The following is a 19,764-nucleotide window of genomic DNA, read 5'->3' as shown; positions in this document are numbered from 1 at the left end:
GCCGCAATATTAACGGACAGTTGTCCGCTTAACAAGAGACCCGTCGAGGATGAGGACAAATGGCAGAGTCACAAAAGATTGAGCGTCGTACGCGTGTCGACGCATTACTTAACCGCGAGCGCATCTTAGCGGTCGCGTTAGCGGAGCTGCCTCATTCTGCGGACGTTCCCCTAAGCTTGATCGCTAGGAAGGCTGGCGTAGGACAAGGAACCTTCTATCGTCACTTCCCGACGCGAGAGGCACTGGTGATGGAGGTCTACCGCTATGAAATGTTGCAGGTGGCAAAATACGCCGAACATCTGCTCCAGAGTCGCCCACCCGACCAAGCGTTGCGTGAGTGGATGGCTCGTCTTGCCGAGTACGCCATGAACAAGGCTGGCTTGGCTAATGCAATACGCGAGGTGTCCAGTGTGGGGGACTGTGCAGGAAAGGAGAGTTACGCTCCGGTGGTCGCTGCAGCCAAGTCCTTACTTGATGCAAATGAGAAGGCAGGCACGATCCGCGCCGGCATCACCACCGATGACTTTTTTCTAGCCATCGCAGGTATTTGGCAGATCAACTTCAACGATGAGTGGAAACACCGACTGGGTTGGCTCATGGACTTCGTTATGGAAGGACTGCGCGCGGGCGCGCCGGCGCGGCTTGCATCTGCCTGAGGCATTAGGACCACTCGATTCATTAGGGCCAGTGTCAAGCGGTTAGTGAACCCGCCCCGTTGGCTGGAAGGCTTTATGGGACGCGCTTTAGCGTCACTTTGAGCCCTTGCAGGGTTGCGGTGTTGTGGCCGTGAGCCACACAAGAGCGTCGCGGTAAAAAAGCCAGAGCGTGCTGCATCGGGGCAATTGCCGGTGGGCGAAGAGCTTGTTTTGTCATCAGAGCGGAAACCTGCTTCATCAGCTTGGCGTGGGCGGCACAGTCTTAGCCATGCCTCCCTCCCTGAATCCCCGATCCACAGCCATGAACGCCTCCAGCATGTGCGGGATCAGCGTCACGGCATCGACGGTCTCGCCATACGCCTGCGCCTGCGCCTGCAGCGCGGCGTAAAGATCGAGGTCGGCTTTCAGTCTGGCCGGGCAGGCAAAGTTCAGCTTCGTGGAAGCGGTTTTCGGCAGCGGCCCGAGCCGCAGCTTGCGCGTCGTCATCGTGAAGTTCCCTTGTTGAAGGACAATGGCTGGTATGGCCGCAGCACCAAGTCGGGGTGGGCGATGATGCGAACCGGCAGGCCCGGCTGCTCGGTCAGCGTCGGCTCGATATTCATGTTGCGCTAGGTCATCTTCTGGCCGACCTGATTGATGCTGTCCTGGCGGTTCTCCGATGCGAGTTGCGCGAAGGTCTTGGCCTTTCAATACTCGCTGTTAGTGAAGCACTGTCGTCCAAGCGACTGCAAGGTAGCAGCTTCGCCCCCAATCAAGACCGCCCTCATGAACAAATATGAGGAACCTGCCATTCAGGTTTCTCATATCTCGCCACCGCTGTTTCCAACAACGCTGCTCCGAACTCAACCCGGAGCAGTTCTATGCGACTCTTTCTCTGCGAGAAACCCTCCCAAGGTCGTGACATCGCCAAGGTTCTCGGAGCCAGCCGACGTGGCGATGGTTGCTTGATCGGACGCGAGGCAACCGTCACCTGGTGTATCGGTCACCTGCTGGAAACGGCCCCACCTGAAGCCTATGGCGATCAATACAAAACCTGGTCGTTGGATCATCTACCGATCATTCCCGCGCAGTGGAGGGTTGAGGTCAAACCCAAGACTGTCGCGCAGTTCAAAATCATCAAACACCTGCTCAGCGAAGCTGCCACCGTCGTCATCGCCACCGACGCCGATCGCGAAGGTGAAATGATTGCCCGCGAGTTACTGGAGCTCTGCAACTATCGTGGCTCTGTTGAGCGCCTCTGGTTATCCGCACTCAACGAGGCGTCAATTCGCAAAGCGCTGTTGTCGCTGAAGTCTAGTCAGGAGACCTTCCCGCTCTATCAATCAGCCCTCGCCCGCAGCCGCGCCGATTGGCTGTTTGGTATGAACCTCAGTCGTTTGTTTACCCTCCTAGGACGGCGGGCGGGCTATGACGGCGTACTGTCGGTTGGACGCGTCCAAACGCCCACTTTGCGCTTGGTGGTTGAACGAGACCGCGCGATTGCCAGCTTCGTCTCTGTACCGTACTGGGTGGTGGATGTGCACCTGTCTTCAATGGGGCAACCCTTCACCGCGTCGTGGATACCGCCAAGCTCAGGACGTGACGAAGCCGGTCGCTGCCTGCAGCAGGCGCTTGCTAGTCAGGCCGCCCAAGCGATTTCTAGCAGCAAGACCGCCACCGTAGTCTGGCTGCAGACTAAGCATTTCCGCGAAGCGCCACCCCTGCCCTTCGACCTGAGCACACTGCAAGAAATCTGTTCACGCAAGTTGGGACTCGGCGCTCAGGAAACCCTGAACATCGCCCAAGCCTTATATGAAACCCACAAAGCCACCAGCTATCCGCGCAGCGATTGCCGCTATCTGCCAGAGAGCATGTTCAACGAGGTCGCCGCGGTATTCGATGCCCTGCTCAAAATGGATTCCGCGTTACGCCCAGCGCTCGGAAGCCTCGATCGATCATTGCGCTCACGAGCATGGAACGATGCCAAGGTGACTGCGCACCACGCCATCATCCCCACTACCGAGCCGGCGAACCTTGAGCGGATGTCAGAACAAGAGCGCCAAGTCTACGAACTGATTCGCAGCCACTATCTCGCGCAATTCCTGCCGCATCACGAGTTTGATCGAACCGAGGTCGAACTGGAGTGCGGAGCCGAATGTTTGACTGCTGTTGGCAAACAGATCCTCGTCCAAGGCTGGAAAGGCTTACTCTCCGACAACCCCGAAGACGATGAACCCGGTCAAAAGACCCAGGTGTTGCCCGCCCTGCAACAGGGTAGCCAGTGCGCAGTGGACGACGTCGAGCTCAAATCCATACGCACCGCCGCTCCCAAACCGCTCACCGAGGGTGATCTGATCAGGGCGATGAAAAATGTGGCCAAGCTGGTCAACGACCCGCGTCTGAAACAGAAACTTCGGGACACCACCGGTATCGGCACCGAAGCCACACGAGCCAGCATCATCAAGGGCTTGATTGATCGCGGTTATTTGTTGAAGAAAAAACGAGCCTTGATGGCTTCCGCAGCGGCCCATACCCTGATCGAGGCGGTGCCCGCTGCAGTCGCGGATCCGGGTATGACCACGATCTGGGAGCAGGCTCTGGATGAAATCGAAGCGGGACGTCTGACCTTGGATGCATTCGTGGCCAAACAGGCGCACTGGATTACGCAGCTGATCGCAAACTGCGGAGCGCTTACCCTGTCGGTACCGGTCGAAGCCGGGCCGGCTTGCCCCAATTGCAATGCCTCAATGCTCAGACGTAAGGGAAAATCAGGGCCGTTCTGGTCATGCTCCCACTACCCGGACTGCAAAGGCACCGTGCCGATCAGCAAAGGGACGCGTCGTCCATGAGGCGCCATTGGCGTTCATATGAGATTTGGGGGTGATGTCCGGGTCAGTGCATCATCAACGGCGCCTGCTCCTTCTCCAAGTCGCTTAGCGGTTGTCCGATTTCACGTGCCAAGGCGATGCCTGTCGCTATCCATATGTGCGTACCGTAAGACAGAAGAACAAAGGCTGGAAGGTGAGCGCAAGCTGAAGAGAACCGGACAGAAAAAACAGAAGCAAGTGCAGTCTAAGACGGTGGAAGCGGCAGGTTATGTGGTGGTGGTCACAACCCTGAACTGCCTGGATGCCCAAGGAATTTTGGCCCTCTACCGGCACCGTTGGCAGGTGGAGTTGGCGTTCAAGCGGATGAAATCTTTATTAGGGTTATCGCACCTTAGAAAGAAAAATCCGGAAGGCGCAAAAGCTTGGCTGCAAGGGAAATTATTGGTGGCTTGCTTGATCGAGCGGTTAATCGCAACAGGCGAGCATTTTTCCCCTCTCGAGGGTCAAGGATCACAAAGAGCAAGCGATACGCCAGCGTTGCCGCTGGCGTGAAATGACTTTTGTCCATTGGTTACTTTGTTGTGTCATCAATCCGCGCTTGTCGTTATTTACTTGCCTTGAAGAGTGGGGAACGATAAGTCGGAAACTGCGTGAATCCCCGCGAAAACGGGGATACCAGCAAGATGAGCTATGGAGTGGGAGGTTTGGTTAGCGCATATGGGGGTAGCCCCCCCGCTACAGGTTTTGGTTCAGCAGAAAACGATCCAGAAGACATCGTGACGACATCAGCTATACAACGCATTGGAGTGAACGATGACGACTTCCGCACCAAACACGCCGCCACAGCCGATCCAGCATCCAGGATTGATCGTCTCGACGATCAGTCTGGTCCTACGCATCGTCGGATTGCTGATCGCCTCGCTGCTGTTCTCGATCCTCATCGAGTTCGTCGGTTTGCTGCTGTTCTGGAGCGATCAGGGTTGGCGGCACAGCCAAGCCATGTTGACGAACGAGCTGGGCTGGCTGAGCGAGCACTTCAAAGCTTCACTCATCCTCCAACAACCCGGGCAAACGATCGTTCAAGTACTGGATTTTCTAAATCAGTGGCTGCTGGCCAAGACTGGCTTTGCGGATTTTGCCCGGCAGGCTCGGGTTTCGAGCCAGGGCAACGACTTCTGGAGTTGGACCAATCAGATATACGTGAGCATCGAGGATTTCATACTGGCTGTAGTGTATGTGACCTTTACCTTCGTGGTGCGCCTGACCATTCTGGTCCTGGCCACACCACTATTTTTGTTGGCCACGCTCACCGGTTTTGTCGATGGCTTGATGCGCCGCGACCTGCGTAAGTTTGGAGCCGGGCGAGAAAGCAGTTTTGTCTATCACCGTGCTAAACGAGCAGTGATACCACTGTTGATCGTGCCCTGCGGGATTTACCTATCCATGCCCTTTTCACTCAGTCCTATAATTATTCTATTACCTTGCTCGGTATTACTCGGAGCATCAGTAGCTATCACAGCAACAACGTTCAAAAAATATCTCTAGGCTGTTAGTTAAGCTTTTTCCTTGTTTAGCGAGTCGGTCTAAAGCGCATATACAAGGAACATGGTTGTAAAATCCGACACTCGATCTGGCTTCATGGATAGCTGCACTAGTAGGCATGCCAAGGCAAGGCCATGACGAAAACGTCAAACACTTAGACAGATTGTAAGCATCCGGCCCAGTCACCTTCCGAACTCCAGCGTTAAAAGCGATGGTGCTGCGTATTTTTACGGACGCGATTACCCTTAACGTCAAGATGTCCCTGCGCCAACGAAACTCCTACCCAAAACCCTTTAAGGCCCAGGTTATTCAGGAGTACCCGCATCCGGGCGCAACGCTTTCCAGTGTTGCCATCCGCCACGGCATCAACACCAACGTGATCCGCAAGTAGTTGCCGCTTTACGAGACCAGTCAACCGCAGCGTTGCCCGCTTTTGATAGGTTGTGAGCCAGCCCCAAACTGTCGGAGGAAGCATCGGCGACCGAGGAGTTGCCGCTCGGCGCACTGCTTTTGGTGTGCGGAGGGTGCAGGCAACGGAGAGTGAGAACACGGCCGCGCCGATCAGAAATATGAACACCGCGTTGTACCCTGACCAGCCTACTAGCAGGCCAATGTCCGTTGGGGCAATGAAGCCGGCCGCGATGTCACCGGTATTGATCAAGCCAATACTGCTGCCGATTTGCTCGCAGGCATCAGCTTGCTAGGCAAGGCGACAACGGCTGCAAGTACGAACGACCTGAACAGGTAGGCGCCGGCATGCGCCGTGATCAAACAGGTGATAGTCTGTGCGTTGTACATCAGGTAAAAGGAATACTGCGGTCAGGGCGAACACTTCCAACGTTGGTAATCTCGTGAGCCATGATCAGATGGTGCTTGTGGTAGACCGCCGTTTGTAAGTTATAGCCGATAGCTCCGGTGCCTCGTCCGCTCGTAGCCATTGAGCGTGCATCAGGTTCGGTGAGGGAAATGTGTTTGTCGAAGCTTTCGAGAAGCGGATCGGAAACCCATGTGAATAGATACGTAATTTGTTATCTCACGAGTTCTATTGAGTGCCAGCCGCAGAAGTAACCATCAGTCTGGTGCATCAACTTCTGTGTAAACCGCGCCGCCAGCCACGAAATCATCAGCGCGCAGTGCAGTCGGCCAGCCGGTCAAAAAATTGTGGCGGTCAGGGCTTGATGTTCTTCAGCTTACTGAGCAGATCCAGCAACTGTTGAAGCTGCTCCTCACCGAACTGCTCCTGAATCTTCAGGTAGTTGCTTTCCATTCCCGCACTCATATCGACAAAACATTGCTGCCCCTGCTCGGTCAGGGCGACGAACACCCTCCGCTGATCTTCGGAAGACTTTCTTCGCCGAACGATACCGTCGCGCTCCAGTCGAGTTAGGACGCCGGTCATGCTTGGTTTGAGGATGCACGCCAGGTGCGCCAACTGATGGCTTTCCAGTTCGCCCTGCTGGCGCAGGATACGAATCACCCGCCACTGCTGTTCAGTCAGATCATGTTCGTTGAGTAGCGGCCGGAAAAATGCCATGGCCGCTTCGCGGGCTTGCAGCAAGGTGAGCGTAAGGGACGGTCTGGGGGTCGGCATGGTTCACGCACAAAAGAGGTTGAAGCGTCGAAGCTTAGAGTCGGCACCGTATGCATGCAATACGGCTCCGAGCGACAAGTCGTTAATCTATAAACAATTTAATCAAGCGCCAACACCCACGTTCGTAAACACTCAATGTGTGCAGGAAAATACGCTACACATCCTATAGATAACATGTTAACAATATGCCACCCTTGATCTACCAAGGGGTGATACCAACAAAAACAACAAAAGGAACCTCCCTCATGCATTCGTGCCTCTTTCGCACGGCGGCAAGCGCTGGCCTGTGCGCCGCGTTTACCCCTCTGGTCGTCCACGCCGACTTTATCCAGGACAGCAAAGCCAGCCTGGACCTGCGCAATTTCTACATGAACCGCGACTTTCGCCAGGCCAACGCGCCGCAGAACAAGGCGGACGAATGGGCGCAAGGTTTTGTGCTGCGCCTGGAGTCGGGCTACACCGAAGGCGTGGTGGGTTTTGGCGTGGACGCCTTGGGTGAAATGGGCCTGAAGCTCGACTCCAGCCGCGACCGCCGCGGCACCGGGCTGTTGCCATCCGGCGCCAGCGGCGAACCGGCCGACAGCTACAGCGAACTCGGCCTGACCGCCAAATTGCGCCTGTCGAAGACCGTGCTCAAGCTCGGCACCCTGCAACCGATATTGCCGGTGGCCGCCTACAACGACACCCGCTTGCTGCCATCGACCTACAACGGTGAACTGGTGACTTCCCAGGACATCGACGGCCTGACATTGAACGTCGGCCGCCTGGAAAAACAAAACCTGCGGGACTCCTCCAACAACGAGTCCATGAGCTACGGCGGCGTCAACAGCAGCCACCTGGACCTGGCCGGCGGCACCTACGCGATCAATCCGCACCTGGTCGCGACCTATTACTACGCGCAGATGCAAGACATCTACCGCCAGAACTTTATCGGTCTGGTGCATGACCTGCCGCTGGGCGAAGGCGTGAACCTGCGCACCGACCTGCGCTACTTCGACACTCGCGAGCAAGGCAGCGCCCTGCTGCGCAGCCCGACACGCGTGGACGGCGGGCGGATCGACAACCGCTTCTTCAACGGCATGTTCAGCCTGTCGGTGGGCGCGCACAAATTCGGCCTGGGCTACCAGAATCTTTCCGGCGATGGCGACTTTGCCTTCCCGGGGCAAGACCCGTACTCGGTCAACCTGGTGACCATCAATATCTTCACCAAGGCCAACACCGATGCCTGGCAGGCGCGCTACGACTACAACTTCGCCGCCCTCGGCCTGCCGGGCCTGACGTTCATGACCCGCTACGTCGACGGCAGCCACGCGCAAACCGCCACGGTGCGCAACGGCCGGGAGTGGGAGCGCGACACCGACGTGGTCTACACCGTGCAAAGCGGCCCGCTGAAGAACGTCAACGTACGGCTGCGTAACGCGACGCTACGCTCGAGCAACGGCCTGACCAGCGACATCGACGAAAGCCGGGTGATCATCGGCTACACCGTGGCCCTGTGGTAACGCCGGGCGCCTCAACGCAACCCCGATTGACGCTGGCGGTACTCCCCCGGCGTCATTTGCGCGTAGCGCTGGAAGAACCGGCTGAAATACGCCGGGTCCTTGAACCCCAACTGGTAGCAGATTTCATTCGCCGAGCTGCCGGTGAACAGCAGCAGGCGCCGGGCTTCCTGCATCAGCCGTTCGAGGATCAGGCGTTTCGATGGCAGGTCGGCAATTCGTCGGCACACCTCGTTGAGCCGCGCTTCAGTGACGCCGATACCGTCGGCATAACGCGACAGCGGCCAGTGTTGCAGGTAGTGGTCTTCGATCAGTTCGTTGAAGCGGTGGAAGATTCGCAGGTCTTCGTGACGTGCCGGACGAGCCTCCAGGGAATTGGCGCAGAGCCGCAGCAGGCTGATCATGATCAGCCGCGTCAGGCTGTCCAGCGCCGAACCGCGCCCGCTGGCCTGGGCGTTGATCTCGCTGCACAGCTCGTCGAACAGGAATTCCAGGCGGCGTACCTCGGGATGAAACTCCGGCGCCAGCCGCGCCAACGCTACACAGGCCGCCGGCAATTGTGCGCCGGGGGCCAGGCTTGGGTCGGCATCGATCAAGGCCCACACCAGTTGCTGGCGCACAGTCAGCACATGGCCGTCGGCGTCGGCTTCGGTGACGAAGGAATGCGCCACCGTCGGCGGCGTGAGGAAAAACATCGGCCCGGATTCGAGGTACTGCTGGTCGTCCAGATAGGCCCGCACCGCGCCAGTCTTGACGTAGTGCACCTGAAAAAACCGGTCATGACGATGCACCGGCATGTTGCGGCCAAAAAAACCGGCCAGGTTGCCGAGCCGGTCGTAGTGCACCTCGGCGTCGCTGTAACGCTGGTCGTAGACCTGCCCGATGTTGATGTTGGGGATCGGCTGACGATCGCTCATCACTGCATTCTCTTTGTTGTTTTGAGTGTCTAGAAATATTGCCACGCTTGACGATAGTTAACATCTTAATTATAACGTTAACAGGTTAACGAATATCCCACGGAGCAGGCCCGAATCTGCCCCGCCACTGCCAGGAGAAAAGCATGAGCCGTGCCCTGCATGATGTTGCGAACGGCACCCTGTTCGGCGTTGCGCTGAACTACCAGGGGTTGCTGAACCAACGTCTCGCCGAATTCGAACAAGTGCCTTACCAGAAACCACCGGTGAAGCCGGTGCTGTTCATCAAGACGCCCAACACCCGCAACGGCCACGACGGCGTAGTGCTGCACCCTAAAGGTGAACGCCTGCAACCGGGTCCGGCCCTCGGGGTAGTGATTGGCAAGACCGCCAGCCGTGTCAGCGTCGAAAACGCCCTGGAGCATGTGGCGGGCTACACCATCGTCAATGAGTTCAGCTTGCCGGAAGACAGCTATTACCGCCCGGCGGTGAAAGCCAAGTGCCGGGACGGTTTCTGCGCATTGGGCCCGGAACTGGTGGCCCGTGACCAGATTACCAACCCGCACCAACTGAGCGTGAAGCTGTTCGTCAACGGTGAACTGCGCCAGCAAAACTCCACCGCCAACTTCGTGCGCAGCCTCCCGCAGTTGATCGCCGAGATCAGCGAGTTCATGACTCTGCACGAGGGCGACGTGCTGATCACCGGCACTCCCGAAGGCCGTGTGGATGTGCAACCCGGCGACACGGTTGAAGTCGAGATCAGCGGCCTGGGCCGCCTGGTCAACCACATCAAGGCAGAGGAGCTGTCATGAAACACGCCCGTATTCGCTTTGAAGATGAAGTCCATTCGGTACAGGTCGACGCTGAGAACGCCGTGCGCCTGGCCGACGGTCGCCTGCTGGCCGAAGACCAGGTCGAATGGCTGCCACCGGCCAACGGGAGCATGTTTGCCCTGGGCCTGAACTACGCCGACCACGCCGCCGAACTGGCCTTCAAGCCACCGACCGAACCGCTGGCGTTCATCAAGTCCCCCGGCACCTACACCGGCCACAAACAGGTGACCTGGCGCCCGGACAACGTCGCCTACATGCACTACGAGTGTGAACTGGTGGCGGTCATCGGCAAACCGGCGCGCAACGTCAAACGCGAGAACGCCCTGGAGTATCTGGCCGGCTACACGGTGTGCAACGACTACGCCATCCGCGACTACCTGGAAAACTACTACCGCCCCAACCTGCGGGTAAAAAACCGTGACGCCACCACACCTGTCGGCCCATGGATAGTCGACGTCGCCGACGTGCCAGACCCGAGCAACCTGAAGCTGCGCACCTGGATCAACGGTGAACTGCGCCAAGAAGGCTCGACCTCGGACATGATTTTCGACATCCCGTATTTGATCGAGTACCTGTCCAGCTTCATGACCTTGCAACCCGGCGACATGATCGCCACCGGCACGCCGGAAGGCCTGGCCAATGTGGTGCCGGGAGATGAAGTGATCGTGGAAGTGGAAGGCGTTGGTCGCCTGGTTAATCGAATTGTCAGCGAGGCGGACTTCTTCTCCGTCCGGAAAGAGGCTTGAGCAACATGATCAAACACTGGATCAACGGCCGTGAGGTCGAAAGCAAAGACACCTTCATCAACTACAACCCGGCCACCGGCGAAGCCATTGGTGAAGTTGCCAGCGGCGGCGCCGAGGAAGTGGCGCAGGCGGTAGCGGCAGCCAAGGAAGCCTTTCCGAAGTGGGCGGGAACACCGGCCAAGGAACGTGCCCGCTTGATGCGCAAGCTCGGTGAGCTGATCGAACAGAACGTGCCGCACCTGGCTGAGCTGGAAACCCTCGACACCGGCCTGCCGATCCACCAGACCAAGAACGTGTTGATTCCACGCGCGTCCCACAACTTCGACTTCTTCGCCGAAGTCTGCACCCGCATGGATGGCCACAGTTACCCGGTGGACGACCAGATGCTCAACTACACCCTGTACCAGCCGGTGGGTGTGTGCGCATTGGTGTCGCCGTGGAACGTGCCGTTCATGACCGCCACCTGGAAGACTGCGCCGTGCCTGGCGCTGGGCAATACCGCGGTGCTGAAAATGTCCGAGCTGTCGCCGCTGACGGCCAATGAACTGGGACGCCTGGCGGTCGAAGCCGGGATTCCCAAAGGCGTGCTGAACGTGATCCAGGGTTACGGCGCCACCGCCGGTGATGCGCTGGTGCGCCACCCCGACGTGCGGGCGATTTCCTTTACCGGCGGTACTGCCACCGGCAAGAAAATCATGCAGACCGCCGGGTTGAAAAAGTACTCCATGGAACTGGGCGGCAAGTCGCCGGTGCTGATTTTTGAAGACGCCGACTTGGAACGCGCCCTCGACGCGGCACTGTTCACCATCTTCTCGCTCAACGGTGAACGCTGCACCGCCGGCAGCCGGATCTTCATTCAGGAAAGCGTCTACCCGCAGTTCGTCGCCGAGTTCGCCGCCCGCGCCAAGCGCCTGATCGTCGGCGACCCGCAGGACCCGAAAACCCAGGTCGGCTCGATGATCACCCAGGCCCACTATGACAAGGTCACCGGCTACATCAAGATTGGCCTCGAGGAAGGTGCCACCCTGCTGGCCGGCGGCCTGGAACGCCCGGGCAACCTGTCGGCGCACTTGAGTCGCGGGCAGTTTATCCAGCCGACGGTATTCGCCGATGTGAACAATAAAATGCGCATCGCCCAGGAAGAGATCTTTGGCCCGGTGGTGTGCCTGATCCCGTTCAAGGACGAAGCCGAGGCGCTGCAACTGGCCAACGATACCGAGTACGGCCTGGCGTCGTACGTCTGGACCCAGGACATCGGCAAGGCGCATCGTCTGGCTTACGGCATCGAAGCCGGCATGGTGTTCATCAACAGCCAGAACGTGCGGGACTTGCGCCAGCCATTCGGTGGAGTAAAAGGTTCCGGCACCGGCCGTGAAGGCGGCCAATACAGCTTCGAAGTGTTCGCCGAGATCAAGAACGTGTGCATTTCCATGGGCAGTCACCACATCCCGCGCTGGGGTGTGTAACCGGATATAACAACGCTCCCTGTAGGAGCGAGCTTGCTCGCGAAGAACCCACAGGCGCCGCGGGCTAACAGAAGTGCTGCGTTATCGTTGATGTTTTTCGCGAGCAAGCTCGCTCCTACAAAAGAATAAATACTCAGGAGAATGATCATGGGCGAAGTGGTTCTGGCAGCAAAGATCTGCCACGTTCCCTCGATGTACCTGTCGGAATTGCCCGGCAAGCACCACGGTTGCCGCGAAGCGGCGATTGCCGGGCACAAGGAAATCGGGCGGCGCGCCCGTGAGCTGGGGGCCGACACCGCCGTGGTGTTCGACGTGCACTGGCTGGTCAACAGCGGCTATCACGTCAACTGTGGCGAGCATTTCAAGGGCACCTACACCAGCAACGAGCTGCCGCACTTCATCAAGAACATGGAGTACGAGTACCCGGGCTGCCCGGAGCTGGGCGAGCTGATCGCCGCCGAGGCCAACCTGGCCGGCGTGCGCACCATGGCCCACAACATCCCGAGCCTGGAGCTGGAATACGGCACCCTGGTGCCGATGCGCTACATGCATATGGGCGTGCCGGACGAGCAGAAGTTCGACGTGATCTCCATAGCCGCCTGGTGCGCCTGGCATCGCCTGGAAGACAGCTTCGCGTTTGGCGCCGCCGTGCGCCGGGCCATCGAGAAGAGCGACCGCAAAGTCCTGGTGCTGGCCTCGGGCTCCCTCTCCCACCGTTTCTCGGACGACCGCGAAGCCGAAGCCAACATCCACAACTGGACCCGTGAATTCGACAAGCAGATGGACCTGCACGTGGTGGAAATGTGGAAGCAAGGCCGCTTCAAAGAGTTCTGCGCGATGCTGCCGGACTACGCCGAGCACTGCTTCGGCGAAGGCAAGATGCACGACACCGCAATGCTCCTGGGACTGCTGGGCGGGCCGGACTACAACCAGCCGGCCGAGATCATCACCCAGCCATTCGGCAGTTCCGGCACGGGCCAGATCAACGCCATTTTCCCCCTCTGACACGCGCTCGCGAGTAGCCCACGGGTTGCTCGCGGCCCGGGAGACCCACATGCCACATTTCATCGCCGAGTACAGCGATAACATCGAACAGCAGGCCAACCTCCCCGCGCTGTTCGAAAAGGTTCACACCGTATTGGGAGACAGCGGCGTGTTTCCCTTGGGCGGCATTCGCAGTCGCGGGGTACGTCTGGATACCTGGCGTATGGCCGACGGCAAACACGATTACGCCTTCGTCCACATGACCCTCAAAGTCGGCCATGGGCGGGATCTGCCAACCCGCAAGAGCGTCGCCGAAACGTTGTTCAACGTCATCACCGAGCATTTCGCCGAGCTGCAGTCCCAGCGTTTGCTGGCGCTGTCGTTCGAGATGATCGAGTTGAACCTCGAACTGAATTTCAAGCAGAACAACGTGCATGCCTTCTTAAAGAACCAGGCGGGCTGATTCACGCCCTCCTTCCATCAACGGCCACTCAAACAAAAAGTACAACATCATGAGCACAGCCAATACCGTCGACAGCACCACCCTCAAAGAACACGATCGAACCCATAGCCTCGTCACCTGGCGACTGATGCCCTTGTTGCTGATTTGTTACCTGTTCGCTCACTTGGACCGGATCAACATCGGCTTCGCCAAGATGCAAATGAGTACTGACCTGCACTTCAGCGACACCGTCTACGGCCTCGGTGCCGGGTTGTTTTTTATCGCCTACGCGCTGTTTGGTGTACCGAGCAACATGGCCCTCGACCGGGTCGGGCCACGGCGCTGGATCGCCAGCCTGATGGTGGTCTGGGGCCTGCTGTCCACCAGCATGTTGTGGATCGAAAGCTCCAGCGGCTTCTATGTCCTGCGCTTTCTGCTCGGGGTGGCCGAAGCCGGTTTCTTCCCGGGGATACTGGTGTTTCTCAATCGCTGGTACCCGGCCCGGCGCCGGGCGCAAGTCACGGCCCTGTTCGCGATTGCCGTGCCCATGGCCGGTGTTATCGGCGGCCCGTTGTCCGGCGCCATTCTGGAGAGCTTCCATGATTTCGGCGGGCTGCGCGGCTGGCAGTGGATGTTCCTGATCGAAGGGGCACCCGTGATCCTGCTGGGTCTGGTCGTGCTCAAGTGCCTGCCGGACAGCTTCGAAACGGTGAAGTGGCTCAACCCGCTTCAGAAACAACAATTGCGCACGCAACTGAGCAGTGAAGAACAGCGAAAATCCATCACCTCTTTCGGCGGCATCATGCGTGATCCGCAGGTCTGGCTGCTGGTGGCGATTTACTTCGCGGTCATGCTGGCGGTCAACACCTTGGCGTTCTGGATGCCGACCCTGATTCACGGCGCCGGCATCGGCCGCGACAGTCAGGTCGGGTTGCTCAGTGCGGTGCCGTATCTGGCCGGCTGCTTCTTCATGATCGGTTGCGGACGCTCTTCGGACCGCCACCGTGAGCGCCGCTGGCACCTGTGTGTGCCCCTACTGATGGCGGCCGCCGGGATCGCCGTCGCGGGCCTGGCACCGGGCAATCCATTGTTGGTGATGTGCGGTCTGACCGTGGCCGGCATGGGCGCCAGTGCCGCGTTGCCGATGTTCTGGCAATTGCCACCGGCCTTTCTCTCCAACGGCACCCAGGCCGCCGGCATCGCCATGATCAGCTCGTTCGGCAGCATCGCTTCGTTCCTCGCGCCCTACCTGATCGGCTGGATGCGCGACACCACTCAGAGTGCCAGCCTGGCCCTATATGTCCTGGCACTGTTTATCGCCCTCGGCGGTTTTCTGGTCCTGCGTACCCAAGCGGCCATCGTCAATCCACAGTAAGAGATCTTCGTCATGCTCGATCAACTGCAAATCCTGCAAGCCGCCGCACAACTGGACCGGGCCGAACGTTCCAGGGAGCAGGTCCGGCAATTTTCCCTCGACCACCCGGCGATCACCCTCGAAGACGCGTATGCCATCCAGCGCGCCTGGGTCGCACAGAAAATCAAGGATGGGCGCAAGCTGGTAGGGCACAAGATCGGCCTGACCTCCCGGGCCATGCAGGTGTCTTCGAACATTAGCGAACCGGATTACGGCGCCCTACTCGACGACATGTTCTTCGACGAAGGCACCGACATCTCCTTCGAGCGCTTCATTGTTCCAAGGGTCGAAGTGGAGCTCGCGTTTATTCTCGGCAAGCCGCTCAAGGGCCCGAACTGCACGATTTTCGACGTGCTCGATGCCACTGAATGGGTGATTCCGGCACTGGAAATCATCGATGCCCGTATTCAGCAAATCGACCCGCAGACCAAAGCGACGCGCAAGGTGTTCGACACCATTTCCGACAACGCAGCCAATGCTGGAGTGGTTATGGGCGGTCGTGCCGTGCGCCCAAACGAGATCGATTTGCGCAAAGTGCCCGCCGTGCTGTACCGCAACGGGGTGATCGAAGAGTCAGGGGTTTCGGCCGCTGTGCTCAATCACCCGGCCAAAGGCGTGGCCTGGCTGGCGAACAAACTGGCGCCCTACGACGTTATCCTGCAACCGGGACAAATCATCCTAGGAGGCTCCTTTACGCGTCCCGTGGCGGCCAACCCTGGCGACACCTTCCATGTCGACTACGACATGCTGGGCTCCATTTCCTGCCGCTTCGTTTGATCCCTGGAGGACTTTTTCATGGACATGCCCATCAACCGTTTCAAGCAACGCCTGAAAAACGGCGAAACGCAGATCGGCCTCTGGCTCGGCCTCGCCGATGCCTACTGTGCCGAGCTGGCAGCGAATGCCGGTTTCGACTGGTTGCTGATCGACGGAGAGCACGCGCCCAATGACATACGCGGCATGCTCAGCCAACTGCAAGCCATCGCACCCTACGCCGGCCAGGCGATCATCCGTCCAGTGGTCGGTGATACTGCATTGATCAAACAGGTTTTGGATATCGGCGCCCAAACCCTGTTGATTCCAATGGTCGAAACTGCGCAGCAAGCACGGGAGCTAGTGCACGCAATTCACTATCCACCTCAAGGCATACGCGGTGTAGGCAGTGCACTGGCACGCGCATCGCGCTGGAACAGTATTCACGGTTACCTCGACAAAGCTGATGAGCAAATGTGTCTGCTGGTGCAGATCGAGAATCGCGAAGGCCTGGCCAACCTGGAGGCCATTACGGCGGTCGAGGGTGTCGATGGCGTATTTATCGGCCCGGCGGATTTAAGTGCGTCCATGGGCCATCGGGGTAATCCCGAACATCCGGAGGTGCAGGCCGCTATCGAGGACGCCATCGTGCGTATTCAGCAGGCCGGCAAAGCTGCAGGTATTCTCAGTGCCGACGAAAAACTGGCCCGGCGTTACATTGAGTTGGGCGCCGCGTTCGTTGCAGTCGGGGTCGACACAAGCGTGTTAATGCGCGGTCTGAAAACCCTCGCCGCGACCTTCAAGGATGTACCGCCCCCCACCAGCTCCGGCGGTGTGTACTGACCTTTCTTGCAGGCGCCGAGATGATTTGGCGCCTACAGGCACTTAATGGTCTTCAACTCATCAAGCAGCCCGAGCAACGTCTGCAATTTCTCGGCGCCTAACTGCGCCTGCAATCGCTGATAGTTCTCTTCCATGCACTGGCTCATGGACTTAAAGCTGGCCTTGCCCTTTTCGGCCAAGGTCACGAGCACCCGCCGCTGATCCTGCTCGGCTTTGCGCCGGTGCACCAGGCCCGCCGCCTCCATACGCACCAGCACGCCGGTCATGCTCGGTCTGAGAATGCAGGCCAGCTCCGCCAATTGGTAAATCTCCAGCTCGTCGTGTTGACTAAGGATGCGGATAACCCGCCATTGCTGTTCAGTCAGACCGTGCTGGTTGAGCGAAGGGCGAAAAAAACTCATAGCTGCTTCACGGGCTTGCAACAGTGACAACGTCAGGGATTGTCGAGGTTTGCGCATGGGAGTCAGAATCGCGATTGATTTAGTTAATAATTTAATGAAACTCTACCACTATCCCACACGCCACACGCTATAACTTGTGTGGCTGGCGAAGGCTCTGGCGCGCTGAATCAAAATACCGGCATCGAGAATCAAGACATCGTCGGCGCCGAGGCCTTTAATGAATTTCCACTATTTCTCTGTCACTTGCCCGTTGGCTACGCATGTAAATGTTCGCGTTATCGGCATAGCGCGCGAAACGATGGCCCTGCCTTTTCAGTTCGCGGTAGAGTTCGTTGACCAGGATGTTCGGCAGCAGCGACGAGAGCAGGCCGTCGGCAGGTGATCTCGCCCGATATCATCCCCTATTCGAGGTAACGACGAGTTGTTGTAGCAGTGCCTGCTGGATCAGGCGTTCCGCCACCCTGGGGATACCCAACTGGCGAATTGCGCCTTTGACTTTGGGGATGTCGTCGGCGCGTCCACCTTGCAGGTGCTAATTGCTGGCCAGAAACAAAAAACGGCGCCCTGGGGCGCCGTAAAGAATCGATGGCTGATCAGCAATGGCTGATAAGTTGTTTTAACACCGTCTTAAAGGTGCCGATCTGTTCGTCGCTAAAATCGGCGAATACCTTGTCCTGCTGCTCCCGGGCAATTGCCCATAGCTCTTCGGTCTGTTCGATCCCCGCAGCCGTCAGACGCACCCGGCTGTCAACATCGTAAACCAAGCCTTTGCGCTTGAGATTGGCCACGGCTTCGTCGATTTCCCGGACCGGCATCGCCACCTCCCGCAGCAACTCGTTCACGCTCAGGCCGGCGTCATTCTCGAGCACCATCAGCATCCGCGCCTCGCTGGTGCGCAGGCCGGTGGACAATTGCCGAGGCTGATAGCTGGCCTGATAGGCCCGTACTGCCTGAGTCATCAGGTAATACAGGTTGTGGCTCAGGCGTCCCTGGAAATGGCTGCTCGGCGGTTGGCTTACGTCACGTTTGGTCATGCGGGTATGGGGAAGGACCATGGAATAGGCGCCCTGATGATAGAGCAGCGGCGAGCGTCCGAAATCGTCGAAAGCCACGACCTTACCGATCATGATCCAGTGATCTCCACCATCCACCTGCTCGTATTTTTCGCAGTGAAAACGTGCCGAGCAATCGGCGAATACCGGTGCGCCGCCCTCGCCCTGTTCGAACTCGATCTCGGCGAAGCGATCGTCCTTGGGCCGGGCGAAATTGTTTGAAAGGTCGATCTGGTCCGCCGCCAGTACGTTAACCGCAAAATGGCTAGCCTGCTCGAACACCTCGTGGCTGTTGGAGCGTTTGTCGATGCTCCACAGCACCAACGGCGGATCAAGGGATACCGAGTTGAAGCTGTTGGCCGTGACTCCGACCTTGCGGCCTGAAGCGGTGGCGGCAGTGACCACGGTCACCCCGGTGGCGAAATTGCCCAGGGCCCGACGAAAGGCCCGTGGGTCGAACGTCGTTTCAATGGCGGCGCAAGCGCTGTTCTCAGACATGCAAGACTCCCGGACTGCTGCCAGGAGCAGCCCTGATTATTGTTATGGGTACTTTTGAGCGTTCGGCTCAGATCATGCTCGGATCGGGTTCCAGCCCCATTAACTCGCGCCCAAGAATCTGCGCGCAGACGTCGTAGTCGGTATAGGCGTGAGCGCCGGTCATATGCGAATCGCGGAACAGACGCTGCATCTCGTTGTGCTCGAACCAGGCGTTGCCACCGGCAGCCTCGAATAAACGGTCCACAGCCTGGATGCACATCTTGGTCGCGTATGCCTGGTTGGTGCGCCAGAACGCCAGGGTTTCGCGGCTTGGGTAGCGCTGTTGCTCACTGTGTTCGGCGTGTTCCTGCCAGGTCTTTTCCAGAAAGGCTCGGGCGGCCGCCACCTGATGGGTCGACTCGGCAAGTCGCATCAATGCCGGGGTCGCGGCACCGACTGCCGCGCCGGTATAGGCCCGCACACGGGTTTTGGTTTTTTCGCGGAACACTTCAAGCATCCGTTCGGCCACCCCCAGGCTCACCGTCGAGAAACCGCTGGCGAAATAAGGACGATATGGCGAGTAGAAAATCTTGCTGTCCGGGTACAGACCGAAGCCGGCAGACTTGCCTTCCATCATGTCTTTTGCTTTCTGAATGCGGTGTTCAGGAACCAGCACATTGTCGATGATCAATGTTTTAGTTCCGCTGCCCTTCATGCCGGCGGCGAACCAGTCGTCACGGATCTGATAGTCGCTGCGCGGCAGGACCGCGAAGCAATAATCCTGAGTGCCCTCGGCGTTTTTGCGGCGGAAACCGACAATCGCCCACTCCGCGTGATCGCAGCCACTGCTCCAGCCCATTTCACCACTGAACAGCACGCCGCCGTTGGTCTCTTCGGTGCGGCCAAACGGCGCGATGCTGCTGCTGGCCGTGGCATCCGGGTCATCACCCCAGACTTCCTGCTGCAATTTGGCCGAGAACAGCGCCAGTTGATGGCTGTGAGTGCATAGCAGGCTCATGGCCCAAGCGGTACTGGCACAGGAGCCTGCGAGCAAGGCAATGCAGTCGGCAAATTGTGGCAGTGATATTTCCATGCCGCCGAACTTCTTCGGCTGAAAAGCACGGTGCATGCCGATGCTTTTGAGCCGCGCGATGTTTTCGTCAGGGACCTTGCGGTCCTGTTCGGCTTGGAAGGCATTGGCCGCGATGGTCGGCAGAATCGACTTGAGGTCTTCGAGGAGCGGGTTAGGCTTTTTCATGGATGGCCCTGCTTATTATTGGATGTCCGGTCGCCTCCCCGATTCGAGAAACGGCGCCGGATGCAGGGCCAGTATGCGGCGAGCAA

The 19,764-nt window shown here is 58.6% G+C and carries 20 protein-coding genes and 2 pseudogenes; 14 read left to right on the top strand and 8 right to left on the bottom strand.

The genetic code is table 11. The features are described 5' to 3' along the window. Positions 1-59: 59 nt before the first annotated feature. Positions 60-656 carry a TetR/AcrR family transcriptional regulator gene (locus BLW22_RS08475; RefSeq protein WP_074845489.1) on the top strand — a complete coding sequence of 199 codons (597 nt, stop codon included), beginning with the start codon at positions 60-62 and terminating at the stop codon, positions 654-656. A 237-nt stretch (positions 657-893) separates the two neighbouring features. Here the strand turns inward: BLW22_RS08475 and BLW22_RS08470 are convergent, their stop codons facing one another. Further along, positions 894-1,142: a DUF2274 domain-containing protein gene (locus BLW22_RS08470; protein ID WP_074844960.1), complete on the bottom strand. Its 249-nt coding sequence runs from the start codon at positions 1,140-1,142 to the stop codon at positions 894-896. Then, a pseudogene (locus BLW22_RS08465) lies at positions 1,139-1,312 on the bottom strand (TrbI/VirB10 family protein); the annotation flags it as partial. The gene BLW22_RS08470 and the pseudogene BLW22_RS08465, both read right to left, overlap by 4 nt. A 204-nt stretch (positions 1,313-1,516) precedes the next feature. Between BLW22_RS08465 and BLW22_RS08460 the strand changes: the two are divergent. From BLW22_RS08460 to BLW22_RS08445, 4 genes are all read left to right on the top strand, one after another. Beyond that, the gene (locus BLW22_RS08460; protein ID WP_074845486.1) at positions 1,517-3,484 is read left to right on the top strand and encodes a DNA topoisomerase III; all 1,968 of its coding nucleotides are present in this window, start codon (positions 1,517-1,519) and stop codon (positions 3,482-3,484) included. A gap of 216 nt (positions 3,485-3,700) precedes the next feature. After that, on the top strand, positions 3,701-4,015 hold the full coding sequence (locus BLW22_RS35895) for a transposase (protein WP_413038065.1): 315 nt from the start codon (positions 3,701-3,703) through the stop codon (positions 4,013-4,015). A gap of 261 nt (positions 4,016-4,276) precedes the next feature. After that, on the top strand, positions 4,277-5,008 hold the full coding sequence (locus BLW22_RS08450) for a TIGR03747 family integrating conjugative element membrane protein (protein ID WP_074845480.1): 732 nt from the start codon (positions 4,277-4,279) through the stop codon (positions 5,006-5,008). Between the two features lie 208 nt (positions 5,009-5,216). Next, positions 5,217-5,396, top strand: coding sequence for a transposase (locus BLW22_RS08445; RefSeq protein ID WP_074845477.1), 180 nt, complete (start codon positions 5,217-5,219; stop codon positions 5,394-5,396). A 421-nt stretch (positions 5,397-5,817) separates the two neighbouring features. Here BLW22_RS08445 and BLW22_RS34375 read toward each other — a convergent pair. Together BLW22_RS34375 and hpaR (BLW22_RS08440) are read right to left on the bottom strand one after the other, a co-directional pair. Continuing rightward, positions 5,818-5,997: pseudogene (locus BLW22_RS34375) on the bottom strand (IS5/IS1182 family transposase); the annotation flags it as partial. A gap of 176 nt (positions 5,998-6,173) precedes the next feature. Continuing rightward, positions 6,174-6,596: a homoprotocatechuate degradation operon regulator HpaR gene (gene hpaR / locus BLW22_RS08440; RefSeq protein ID WP_074845474.1), complete on the bottom strand. Its 423-nt coding sequence runs from the start codon at positions 6,594-6,596 to the stop codon at positions 6,174-6,176. Between the two features lie 245 nt (positions 6,597-6,841). Between hpaR (BLW22_RS08440) and BLW22_RS08435 the strand changes: the two genes are divergently transcribed. Beyond that, positions 6,842-8,098, top strand: a complete 1,257-nt coding sequence (locus tag BLW22_RS08435; protein ID WP_074845471.1) for an OprD family porin — start codon at positions 6,842-6,844, stop codon at positions 8,096-8,098. 11 nt (positions 8,099-8,109) lie between these two features. Here the strand turns inward: BLW22_RS08435 and hpaA are convergent, their stop codons facing one another. Further along, positions 8,110-9,012: a 4-hydroxyphenylacetate catabolism regulatory protein HpaA gene (hpaA, locus tag BLW22_RS08430; RefSeq protein ID WP_074845466.1), complete on the bottom strand. Its 903-nt coding sequence runs from the start codon at positions 9,010-9,012 to the stop codon at positions 8,110-8,112. Between the two features lie 143 nt (positions 9,013-9,155). Here hpaA and BLW22_RS08425 point away from each other — a divergent pair, with 143 nt between their 5' ends. The 8 genes from BLW22_RS08425 (at position 9,156) to hpaI (ending at position 16,490) form a co-directional block, all read left to right on the top strand. Further along, the gene (locus BLW22_RS08425) at positions 9,156-9,821 is read left to right on the top strand and encodes a fumarylacetoacetate hydrolase family protein (RefSeq protein WP_074845463.1); all 666 of its coding nucleotides are present in this window, start codon (positions 9,156-9,158) and stop codon (positions 9,819-9,821) included. Beyond that, entirely contained in the window at positions 9,818-10,588 is a 771-nt protein-coding gene (locus tag BLW22_RS08420; protein WP_074845461.1) for a fumarylacetoacetate hydrolase family protein, read from the top strand. The genes BLW22_RS08425 and BLW22_RS08420 overlap by 4 nt, the downstream gene beginning before the upstream one ends. 5 nt (positions 10,589-10,593) lie before the next feature. Beyond that, positions 10,594-12,054: a 5-carboxymethyl-2-hydroxymuconate semialdehyde dehydrogenase gene (gene hpaE / locus BLW22_RS08415; protein WP_074845458.1), complete on the top strand. Its 1,461-nt coding sequence runs from the start codon at positions 10,594-10,596 to the stop codon at positions 12,052-12,054. A 147-nt stretch (positions 12,055-12,201) separates the two neighbouring features. Further along, positions 12,202-13,059 (top strand): 3,4-dihydroxyphenylacetate 2,3-dioxygenase, encoded by an 858-nt coding sequence (gene hpaD / locus BLW22_RS08410; protein ID WP_017478949.1) that lies wholly within the window; start codon positions 12,202-12,204, stop codon positions 13,057-13,059. A gap of 49 nt (positions 13,060-13,108) precedes the next feature. Beyond that, on the top strand, positions 13,109-13,501 hold the full coding sequence (locus BLW22_RS08405) for a tautomerase family protein (protein WP_074845455.1): 393 nt from the start codon (positions 13,109-13,111) through the stop codon (positions 13,499-13,501). A gap of 49 nt (positions 13,502-13,550) precedes the next feature. Then, positions 13,551-14,855, top strand: coding sequence for an MFS transporter (locus BLW22_RS08400; RefSeq protein WP_074845452.1), 1,305 nt, complete (start codon positions 13,551-13,553; stop codon positions 14,853-14,855). Between the two features lie 12 nt (positions 14,856-14,867). Next, on the top strand, positions 14,868-15,671 hold the full coding sequence (gene hpaH / locus BLW22_RS08395) for a 2-oxo-hept-4-ene-1,7-dioate hydratase (protein ID WP_074845449.1): 804 nt from the start codon (positions 14,868-14,870) through the stop codon (positions 15,669-15,671). A gap of 18 nt (positions 15,672-15,689) precedes the next feature. Then, on the top strand, positions 15,690-16,490 hold the full coding sequence (gene hpaI, locus BLW22_RS08390; protein ID WP_074845446.1) for a 4-hydroxy-2-oxoheptanedioate aldolase: 801 nt from the start codon (positions 15,690-15,692) through the stop codon (positions 16,488-16,490). Positions 16,491-16,522: 32 nt separating this feature from the next. Here the strand turns inward: hpaI and hpaR (BLW22_RS08385) are convergent, their stop codons facing one another. From hpaR (BLW22_RS08385) to BLW22_RS08375, 3 genes are all read right to left on the bottom strand, one after another. Continuing rightward, on the bottom strand, positions 16,523-16,948 hold the full coding sequence (gene hpaR, locus BLW22_RS08385; RefSeq protein ID WP_074845443.1) for a homoprotocatechuate degradation operon regulator HpaR: 426 nt from the start codon (positions 16,946-16,948) through the stop codon (positions 16,523-16,525). A 536-nt stretch (positions 16,949-17,484) separates the two neighbouring features. Next, positions 17,485-18,441, bottom strand: coding sequence for a p-hydroxyphenylacetate 3-hydroxylase reductase component (locus tag BLW22_RS08380; protein WP_074845441.1), 957 nt, complete (start codon positions 18,439-18,441; stop codon positions 17,485-17,487). A 67-nt stretch (positions 18,442-18,508) separates the two neighbouring features. Next, positions 18,509-19,678, bottom strand: a complete 1,170-nt coding sequence (locus tag BLW22_RS08375; RefSeq protein WP_074845438.1) for a p-hydroxyphenylacetate 3-hydroxylase oxygenase component — start codon at positions 19,676-19,678, stop codon at positions 18,509-18,511. Positions 19,679-19,764 lie beyond the last annotated feature (86 nt).

Source organism: Pseudomonas marginalis, assembly GCF_900105325.1.
Taxonomy (GTDB): domain Bacteria; phylum Pseudomonadota; class Gammaproteobacteria; order Pseudomonadales; family Pseudomonadaceae; genus Aquipseudomonas; species Aquipseudomonas marginalis.
Note: the sequence above shows the minus strand (reverse complement) of the source record. Positions and strands in the feature narration are given on the sequence as shown.

Bases quoted from the DNA above. Each gene is read 5' to 3' on its own strand.
- BLW22_RS08435 (WP_074845471.1), top strand. From the start codon at position 6,842: ATGCATTCGTGCCTCTTTCGCACGGCGGCAAGCGCTGGCCTGTGCGCC.
- BLW22_RS08420 (WP_074845461.1), top strand. From the start codon at position 9,818: ATGAAACACGCCCGTATTCGCTTTGAAGATGAAGTCCATTCGGTACAG.
- BLW22_RS08475 (WP_074845489.1), top strand. From the start codon at position 60: ATGGCAGAGTCACAAAAGATTGAGCGTCGTACGCGTGTCGACGCATTA.
- hpaA (WP_074845466.1), bottom strand. From the start codon at position 9,012: ATGAGCGATCGTCAGCCGATCCCCAACATCAACATCGGGCAGGTCTAC.
- BLW22_RS08450 (WP_074845480.1), top strand. From the start codon at position 4,277: ATGACGACTTCCGCACCAAACACGCCGCCACAGCCGATCCAGCATCCA.
- BLW22_RS08425 (WP_074845463.1), top strand. From the start codon at position 9,156: ATGAGCCGTGCCCTGCATGATGTTGCGAACGGCACCCTGTTCGGCGTT.
- hpaD (WP_017478949.1), top strand. From the start codon at position 12,202: ATGGGCGAAGTGGTTCTGGCAGCAAAGATCTGCCACGTTCCCTCGATG.
- BLW22_RS08400 (WP_074845452.1), top strand. From the start codon at position 13,551: ATGAGCACAGCCAATACCGTCGACAGCACCACCCTCAAAGAACACGAT.
- BLW22_RS08460 (WP_074845486.1), top strand. From the start codon at position 1,517: ATGCGACTCTTTCTCTGCGAGAAACCCTCCCAAGGTCGTGACATCGCC.
- hpaI (WP_074845446.1), top strand. From the start codon at position 15,690: ATGGACATGCCCATCAACCGTTTCAAGCAACGCCTGAAAAACGGCGAA.
- hpaH (WP_074845449.1), top strand. From the start codon at position 14,868: ATGCTCGATCAACTGCAAATCCTGCAAGCCGCCGCACAACTGGACCGG.
- BLW22_RS08445 (WP_074845477.1), top strand. From the start codon at position 5,217: ATGGTGCTGCGTATTTTTACGGACGCGATTACCCTTAACGTCAAGATG.
- BLW22_RS08405 (WP_074845455.1), top strand. From the start codon at position 13,109: ATGCCACATTTCATCGCCGAGTACAGCGATAACATCGAACAGCAGGCC.
- hpaR (WP_074845443.1), bottom strand. From the start codon at position 16,948: ATGCGCAAACCTCGACAATCCCTGACGTTGTCACTGTTGCAAGCCCGT.
- hpaE (WP_074845458.1), top strand. From the start codon at position 10,594: ATGATCAAACACTGGATCAACGGCCGTGAGGTCGAAAGCAAAGACACC.
- BLW22_RS08470 (WP_074844960.1), bottom strand. From the start codon at position 1,142: ATGACGACGCGCAAGCTGCGGCTCGGGCCGCTGCCGAAAACCGCTTCC.
- BLW22_RS08380 (WP_074845441.1), bottom strand. From the start codon at position 18,441: ATGTCTGAGAACAGCGCTTGCGCCGCCATTGAAACGACGTTCGACCCA.
- hpaR (WP_074845474.1), bottom strand. From the start codon at position 6,596: ATGCCGACCCCCAGACCGTCCCTTACGCTCACCTTGCTGCAAGCCCGC.
- BLW22_RS08375 (WP_074845438.1), bottom strand. From the start codon at position 19,678: ATGAAAAAGCCTAACCCGCTCCTCGAAGACCTCAAGTCGATTCTGCCG.